Origin of the sequence: Hyphomicrobium sp. 2TAF46 (genome assembly GCF_052114865.1) — a bacterium.
Classification (GTDB): domain Bacteria; phylum Pseudomonadota; class Alphaproteobacteria; order Rhizobiales; family Hyphomicrobiaceae; genus Hyphomicrobium_B.
In genome coordinates this window covers 1-9410 of sequence record NZ_JBFRFO010000021.1, presented here as the reverse complement: position 1 = coordinate 9410, position 9410 = coordinate 1, and the positions used below count along the sequence as shown (strand labels likewise).

The following is a 9410-nucleotide window of genomic DNA, read 5'->3' as shown; positions in this document are numbered from 1 at the left end:
CCAGGCGTCAGCATCTGGATGTCGCCGCCGAAGTTGGTGCGCACACCGGAGCCGCCGAACATGGTGATGTCGCCGGTGCGCACGATGAGGTTGCCGTTTGCATCCTTGTCCGGGAACAGCGCCGCGATGACGTTGCGGCCGCGCAGATAAGAGCCGTAACGCGTGCTCTCGGGGTTGTTGTACTCGCGCCCGCCTTCGCGCAGTTCCGCGAAGTAGATCGTCCGCAGGAAGATGTTCTTCTGGTCCGGGGCCAGCGCATCGAAGTACGTCCGGCGCTCTTCGACGCTGGCGGCCTCGAAGCCGTAGCGCTCCTTGAGCCACGCGGCGAGCTCCTTCTCGTAGGTCTTGGCCACTTTGCCCGGCTGATCGGCAAGCGGCGTGCCCGTCACGGCGAGGTTCGCGGGATCGAGATAGAGCGACGCCAGCTTCGCATAGTCCGGCCCGTTCACGCCGACGCCAGCCTGCATCAAGATGCTCGCACCAGGACGATTGTCGCCGATGGCAACCGGGCCGACGCTGGTGATCGAACCTTTGTCGGCCTGATAGATGTTGCGGCCCGCCAACACATCCAGCGTGCCGGGGCCGGCAATATCGAAGTTGGCGTAGATGATGTCGCGACCGGCCGAGATGATCGACACGTCGTTCGGATTGTTATGCACGATCAGATTGCCGCGCGATCGGCTCCCATTTTGGGGATTTCCTGTCGTTACGCCGGGCGCCAAACCGGCACCGACGATATCGCGGCCGGCGCGCACCATGACGGGAGCTGACGCATTGTACAACGTCACGTTTGATGCGCCGAAGGTCAGCGTCTCGCCGGTGCGCAAGCCGACGATATCGCCCTCGCGGGCGTAGAAGCGGACGGGATCGGCATCCGGCGATCGGCCGATATCGAGCGCAGCGGTGTTCGTTCCAAAGGCGAACAGCGACAACGGCACCGTACCGAGCAATGTGTTGGTTATCTTGAGGGGCGGAAGGCCGATGCCTCCCATGGTGTCGGGATCTCTTCCCATGAAGGCCGGATTGAACGGCGTCGGCAACGGCACGCCGGAGCCGGACAGGCTGAACGAATATTGCCCCGCATAGATCGAGTCTCGGGCAAGCATCTCCAGCGCGCCGTGGGCGGATGGAGCAAGCGTCACGAACGGGGGCACGAAATCAGGGAGACTTCGCATATACGACAATGCGTTGACCCCGTAATAGATATTGCCGCCGAGCGCCGCCGCGCGCAGGATCGACGGATAGAGGAACGATCCGTCCGCCATGTTCTGGTCGCTGTTGCGATGCGGATCTTCGGACGACGACGTGGTCGGCGTGAGATTGCCGCCAGCCGAGATCAGATTGATCGCGGTGTGATCGGTCCAGAGCGTGAACCAGCTCTCTCCGCCACCGAGATAGTTGGTGCCGCCGACGGAGAAAGCCGACCGGTTCGGCGACTGCGAGCGGCCCGGATCGCCAGCGCCGCCGAGGACGAGATCGCCCAGGGTTTCGAGATAGACCGCCGAGTCGCCGGGCACCAGTGTGATGCCGGACCGTGCGTTCGAAGATGAGGCGACAAACGGATCGATACCACGCGGATCGAACGCATCGTTCAAGCCACCCCCCGATCGGTAGATGAGTTTGATCCCGCCGATCGACTCCGCCGCCACATGCAAGGCGCCACGGAGATTCACCAGGGCCCCTGGAAGGGCATGTTTTTCGGTGGCGTTCGTGAGTTCCAGATTCGGATTGAGCGCACCGGCGATCCGCATGTCGATATCGCCGCCGCCGGTGAGTGTCAGCGACCCGTCGGTGCCAACGCGGCCGGTGCTGCCGACAGCAATGACAAGACCCTGGCTTCTATGCTGCCCCTGCAGGCCTTGATCGCCGCGAAGCGCGATCGTGCCGGCCTCGCCGCCGACGCGGACCGCAACATTGCCGCCACCCAGCGCACCGATGCCGGTGAAGCCGAGCAGATCGGGAGCACGATAGTCACCGGACGAAGTTGTATTGGCCACATAGGTGCCGAAATTGATCCACCAGGAGGTCGGGATCGCCGTATCGACCGCCGTAGTGCCCGTGCCCTGCCGCCACAGCCAGTTGCCAGTGATGACGCTCGACGGACTTAGCTGCGCGGACTGGCCGTAGATGTCGCCGACGAGATTACCGCCGGCCGCGATCAGCACATTGCCGCCCTGGTCCGGATACCAAGCCTTATAGGTTGCCAGGCTGCTGCCATAGTCGAGCTCCGGCGGCAGCGCTCCGAGAAGCGTGCCGTCGGCGAGCTGCCCGCGCGCGCGGTCATACGCCGGATCGACCGACGTCGCCGTACCTGCGGTGTAGATGCCGTAGAGCGAGTCCATCCGGATGTCGCCGGCGGCAACCAGGTCCAGATCGCCTGTCCCAGTGCGAACGACACTGAAGGCCGGTGAGGCCGGATAGCTTCCCGTGACGACCAGCTTGTCGCCAACCGCCTTGCAGTACGCCGGGTTAGCTTCGCACTGGGCGCGATCGGCTTCCTGCACCGGCGTTCCAGCAACATGGCCCAGCGGGTTCCCCGCTGCCCAGACATAGTCCGACTTGAGCAAGCACTGGTCCCCCCCCGGGTAGCAAACGCCGATTAGGTCATCTGGTACGGGTTTTCCGGGCTCGCCGTCGAAAAAATTGTCGGGGGCCCAGACCCAGGTTCCGCCGGGAACGGTTGTCGTGATGACTCCCGTCACAGTATGTGTATCGCCCAGCCTGATCGCACCGGTGGAAGCGGGATTGAGCGCGCGCCTGTCGGCCGATCCGAGGTCGGCGCCGGCAACGAGGCGCATCGACCATGAGGTTGCGCCCGTACCGAGCATCGGCGCCACCGCCCAGTTCTGTCCCTGCTTGCCGTTCGTCGGACTGCGCAGATTGATCGATTGGCCACCGGGCAACTTAACGTCGGTCATCGACGGAATCAGCGACCCGGCTGCCAGCGCCAGCGATCCGCTCGATGTCATATCCGATGGCAACGGAACGCCCTTTGGCCAGATCAGCGCGGCAATGTTGGCGGCACTGCGCAGCACGGTGCCGGCACCGAGTTGCATGCCCGCGGTGAGTGTCACCGCGTTCGGCAAAACCGTGCCAGCGGCGTAGGCCACGCTGCCGTCGGCGTTGTAGATCGTCGCGCCGACCACGCTGCCCGCGGATAGATTGAGAGGGCCTGCCAGAGTCGCCCTCACCGGCAGTACGGTGCCGGCAGGAACGTTGTTGCTGAACGTCGCCGGCAGATCATAGTTGAGCGTGGCCCCCTTCCTGAACACGGTCCCGGCATCGAGCGTTACAGCGGTGGGAAGCACGAGGTCGCCGCCGAACGGCACCACACCATTGGTGAGCTGCCAGCCATTGTCATCGGGCGTGGCTGGCGGTGGCGCAAAGCCGTCATTGATGGAGCCGCGGATATTGAGGTCGCCGGCGGCGCGGATCGTCAACACGCCGGGTTCGCCGAAGCCGCGCAACGCCGGATTGAAGCGGTTCGCATCGGGTCCGTAGCGATAGCCGGACAGGTCGAGGTCGCCCGCGACGGTGAGATCACCGTTCGGATTGTCGGCGCTGACCTTGCTGATGATCTCGACGCCCGGACGCAGACGAGCGTTGCCAAGCCGCGCGAGGCGTGCGCTCAGATCGCTATTGGCACGGGCAGCATCGATGAAGGCAGTGTTGTGCGGATCGATGCCGCCGACGAAGGTGCCGTTCGTATCGGTAAATCCGTCGAGATAGGCCTGCGTGATCTCCTGCGGCTTGTGACCGGTGACGTCCGGCGCAGTCGCCAGCGGCGCATCGTCATAGATGCGGAAGGCATTGACGGCGACGGTCTTGGCGCCACGGATTGCGGGCGTACCGAGCACATTGAGAGCCACATCATCTGCGCCATTGCCGGCGCTGTCGACACCGCCTTGCCCGCCGGTGCCGCCGAGACGCCGTGCGTTGAGATCGAGCGTGCCGCGCGCGACGCCGTCGTTCTGTCCACGGCCGCTGCCCATCGCGACACTTGTGCCGGCACGCAGGTCGAACGCGGCATGGCTGCCGATCGTCAGGGTGCCCTTGCGTGACGTCACATCGATGACCGCGCGATTGGGGCTGTCGATGATCTTGCCGTAGCTGTCGACGCGCAAGCCGGTGCCGTGCGCATCGAGTGTACCGTTGATGGTGAGGTCGCCCATTGCCGCCAGCCGGATCGATCCGACCTGGAAGCCACTGGCGTCGATGGTGCCGTTGACGGTTAGATTGCCGCCGTCCAGCGTGATCTCGACGTCGCGGGCTTTGACTTCGTCGCCGACGACGAGATCACCCTGCTTGATCTGGAAGCGCCGTGCACCGAACACATTGCCGGTGTTGAGCCGTTCGTTCAAAGCCGCAAAGCCGGCGAGCGTCTGCGCGCGCACGGTGAGTTCGGCCGCGTCGTAAGGCACCAGCGTGCCGCCGGCGTCGTACTGGCCGCTTGCCGAACCGAGAATGGTGCCACCGAGATCGACATGACCAGCACCGGCGCCAAGCGCCGTCGCGGACAGCGTGCCGCCGCGGTTGTATTTTGCCGACAGATCGATCACCGACCCCGCCGCCTGGCTGATATTGCCGGCGCCGCTGGTCAACACCAGATCGCCGCCCCAGCTGTATTTCTTGACGTCGAACATCGTGACTTCACGGCCCGACAGATCGATGCGCGAGGCATTGCCAAGGACAATATCGCCTGCAGCTGTCAAAACGAGCTTGCCGGAGGGCAGGACAACACCGGTATCGACCGTAACGTTGGTCCCCGTCAGCTTGAGTTGGGCGCCGAGCGCGTCAACCTTCGGCATTGCCGCGCCATTCGCTCCGGTGACGCGAACATCGCCGCCCGCGGTGATGGTGTTGACCGAACCCGCCTCGCCGGTGAACAGCGGCGTCGTGAACGTGAGATTGCCGCCGGTGTATTGATAGCCGGTCGCCGGCGTGTAGGCGCCCTGCCGGTGATAGACGCCAAGAGTTCCCTTGCCGTTCGACGTGATGCGTTCGCTGGCCGTGATGTTGACGTTGGCGAAGCCGAGCGCGAGACGGTTGTCCACCACCGTAGTGCTCGGCTGCGAATTCGGACCGTAGCCAAAGACGACGCTTCTCGCCGCAATATCGAGCTTGCCATCACCGAGGATATCGGCCATCGCCGCGCCCGGCGCTGCCGCCGATCCGGTCCAGATGAATTCGCCGGCGCGGATCGTTGCAACATCGCCAGATACGCCATAGCCGTAGATCGCAGGCGTGCCGAGCACCAGCCGTCCGACCTTCGACGCATCGAGGGTCACGGCACCGAACACGTTCACGGCGTCGCGAGCATTGAGCGCCAGCGTCTCGAGCGCCGGCGCCCCCGTCGCGGTATTGCCGGCGAGCAGCTGCGCCAGCAGGCCCTGATTGAGCGCGAGACCCGTGGGCAGATGGCCGGAGGCTGCGGCGGCTGCGAGGCTGGCATCGTCGCCGAGATTGACCGCCGATAGGCCGAGCACGAGGTTACGCGTGCCATAAGAGACGTTGTCGGCGATGGTGAACGCGCCGGACGTCGAAACGCCGATCGTTCCTTCGGAGACAAGCGTGGTGGTTCGATTGCAATCGGCGGTAACGCAGCCACCAACTGTGATGTTGGTACCATTGCTCGCCGTCGACGATTGCAGCAGGTTGATCCAGCCGTTGGACAGCGCAAGAACGCCGCCTTCGGCGATGAAGACAAAGCCGTCGCTGGAATCGTAGCTAGCCCGACCGCGGCCGATGGTGCTGATCGACGCGCCTTCCTCGATCGTAATGCCCCCGCTCGCCAAGAGCACCTCCGCCGCCGCAATGCGGGCGCCACTGCGGACGATGAGATTGCCGTAACCCTGATTTATGGTGGCGAAGCGGCCCGTCTGGCCATAACCCACGGTGACAGTACCGTTCAGCACCAGACGCGGCGCGTCGAGCTTGCTGAGTTCATCGGCATAGACGGATGCATATTGAAGGCTGGGATCTGTGCTCTGACCTGAAGCCAGGATTTCGCCGACACCCCGAACATTGACAGTGCCGCCGAAGCCCGCGCTGCTGGCTGCAGGCTTCATGCGCAAGTCGCCATTGAAGCGCAGTTGCGAGCGATCATCGACGATTGACGGCTTGGCCAGCAGAATGTCCAGCGTCTTCGCGTCCACCGTCAGCATCGCGCGCGGCACGCCGATGCGCGCCGCATCCGCCAGGACGAAGGCGTTGTAGTTCATCTCGTTGTAGGAGGAGTGCTTCCGCACCATCTCAGCCGGCGTGATCGTCACCTGGTTCGGCAGCGACGCGTGGATCGCCGTGTTGGCGATGCCGAGAGTGCCGGCCACGCTCCAGGAGCCGTTGCCAATCGCCGTCGCGCCTCCAGAGTACATCTGATTGCCCGCGCCGATCTCGACGCGGAATGCGCCGGGCAACAACGCATAGCTCGACGGCATCAGCATGTAGGTGCCGGCCGGCAGACCCGGCACTCCGGCCGGAATGGTGATCTGCTGCCCCGTGAGAGGCGCGCCAAAGCCCGTCTCCTGCACCGCCGGCGCATATGTCCCCGCCCGGCTCGGCACGATCGCGTAGACCGCATTGCCTTTGCTGCTGTAACTGTAACCCGGATTGGAATTGATCAGCGGTGTCTTTAGGATATCGACTGAACCGCCCCGGCCCGAGACAAAGCCTGCGCCGGTCAATTCGCCGCCGCCCGACAGATCGAGAACAGCCCCGGCCTCGGCGTTCAGGTGGATCGTCGAGAAACCGATGCCGCGCTTAGGCCCGGCGTTGTTCATGCCGCCGACGCCGTCAAGGACAATCGGGGTCCCGTCATAACGATACGTAAGGCCATCGATCGTGCCGCCATAGGGCATCACCAGTCCGGCGCCGCTCACCGAGGTAATGCTGCCCGGCAAAAGATTGATTGCGTCGGTCTGCGCTTGGCCGTTGCGAGCAACCATACCGAGTTGCAATGCGCCGAACGGCGCGCGCACCACGCCGCCCTGGTTGACGGTGTCCGCAGCAAGACTGAGTCTCCCAAAGGCGGAATACGGTATGTCGGGGACGGTGTCGCCGTAACGCCGAATGGTGAGCACGCTGCCGGGGAGGACCTTGCGGTCGTCCTCAGTGTAGCCGGCGGTGATCTCACCACCAGCGCCCAACGCCGGATAGATCTGTGCGGCGGTCAGCGTGATGTCACCCGGCGTGGCGAATGTGGTGCTGCCAAGCACCCGGATGTCGCCGCGGCTGGTGAGATCGACCAGCGCGAAACCGCGGCGATCGACGGTATAGAACGACGTCTTGGTGTCGATATCCTGGCGTACGCCGAAAACAACGCTGTCGCGAAGGTCGATCAGATCGGCGGCAACCGAGAACAGCGCATCGGTCGCCTGTTGCGTTGGACCGCCGTACCTGCCACCCCATCTCACGGCGGACAAGGTATGACGATCCCTACCGATACGGGTGACACCTGCCAGCCGGACATAAGGCGCCGACAGCGAGACCTGCGTGTGTGAGCCGGCGCTTTCGCCGAGACCAAACGCGCCGGCATAAAGTCGTAGACTCTGCTTCATCGCAAGCGCGACGTTTCCATCAAAGGAAAGCGCCCCGTCGACCAGTAGCGAGAGATTACCGAATCCGCCTTGCTGAATCCGATCGACGCCGAGCCGTGCGGTGCCGGTGACAAGACCGGCCTTTGCTTCTGCCGTCGACGTCGCGTTCGCAATGGAACTATCGCCCTGAACATCGGCGAGGATGAACTCGCGATGCCGCAATACGTCGCCGGACGTTTCATCGGTTGGATAGTTGGGTGTCTCGAGCGCCAGCGCCAGCGTACCACCGGCCGCATTTGCGCCACCCGCCACCGCGCGTAGCGTGCCGTCAAGATAGAGCCCGTTGCTCGACTTCACGACGATCATGCCGCCATTGCTGGCGACGTTCAGTGACGTGCTGTTCGCTCCAAGGCCAGGCACGGGAATATCGAGCACCGCACTTGTGCCGGACGCATCGAGCACCGCGCCGGGGCGGATCACAACGAAGGCATTCGGGGTGATGGATTCGCCCTTATCCTCCCAGTCCATCGCGCCACCGATTAGGATCGAGCCGCCATTGGCGATCTCACCATAGGTCTGGCCACGGCTGTTGGTCGCCGTTACGGCACGCGCCGCGACATCGAGCACGGCGTGGTCACCGATCCAGATCAGGCCGACATTGCCTCGGAAGCCCAAATCGCTCCCGCCGGGCTGGTTCAAGGCGATAGTACCGCTCGGGGCCGTCAGCGTGCCGTCGACGGTGAGCGAGGTGCCGAACAGGCTGATCGATTGGCCGGCATCGACGCGGACCGCCGCGCCCCCGCGGATATCGACCGGGCCACTCGCCGCGAGCCCGACATCGTAACCCTGGGTGGAGCGCAGGGTCAGGCTCGCGCCACCCCGCTGGATCAAACGGTTGTTCGCCGCATCGTCCATCCATTCCGGAGGCGTCCATACGCTTAAGGCGCGTGCGGGATCCGCGCCGGTGGCGGTGGCAAAGGCGGTGTCTGTGAAGCGGTAAACCGGCATCGTGACATCGAGCTTGGCTCCCGCGGCCACGACAACACCGAGACCGCCATTGATGTCGTAGCCGGAGAAGCCCGCCTGCATGATTGAAGTATCGATCGTCGTGGTCGGGCCGACGGCCACCGCCGAATTCAAGGTCGTTCCGGAAGCGAGGCGCGTCCCGGACGCAATCGTAAAATCAATCGGCGACACTTTGCCGGCCGCGATCGTCACGGTCTTGTCCAAGATCGGAATGCCATTCGGAAACACGTCGCCGGGCACGACGTAGGACGACGGGAATGCATTCTGCGCAATGCCGATGATGATGGTTCCGGCCGGAATAACCGGTAGTTCCCCGGTAGGCCCGATCCCGAAACTTCCGGCGTCGGTATTGATGACGTACCCGAGGCTTCCGCGTCCCGGGCGTGGCGGAATCCAGTCACCGGCAAGCGTCACGTTGCTGATAAGGGTGTTGCTCGTTCCAATCGCCTCACCCGGCGCCGCAACTCTAGATATGTAACTGTAATCGACCGGCAGTAAGTCGCCGGCCTTGACCTCATAATCCTGTAACAGGATCAGATCGGCCGGTGCTTTCTCGCCCGCACCGAGCACGCCGTCCTTGGCAAGCAGCTTACCGCCGATTCCAACCGCGGAGCCGCTGTCGATCGAGAGCGTACCGCCGCCGTTGACACCGTAACCACGGATATTGCCGTCGAGCTTGAGGACAGCGCTCTTGTCTTCCGCGATCAAGGTGACGTCGCCACCCTTGCCGCCTTTGGTCTTACCAGTGGCGAGAATGGCGCCGCCCGACGAGACGTCGATCACGCTGCCGGTCTTTAGCGTCACGTCATGAGTCGATTTCAGGGCGACCGTGCCGCCGTTGAGATACGC

Annotated in this window: 1 protein-coding gene; it reads right to left on the bottom strand. The window is 64.0% G+C overall.

Features of this window, described 5'->3' with window-relative positions; genetic code table 11:
- Window positions 1-9410: beta strand repeat-containing protein (locus tag AB4Z24_RS22400; protein ID WP_441711850.1), on the bottom strand; the 9410-nt coding region annotated here is incomplete at both ends.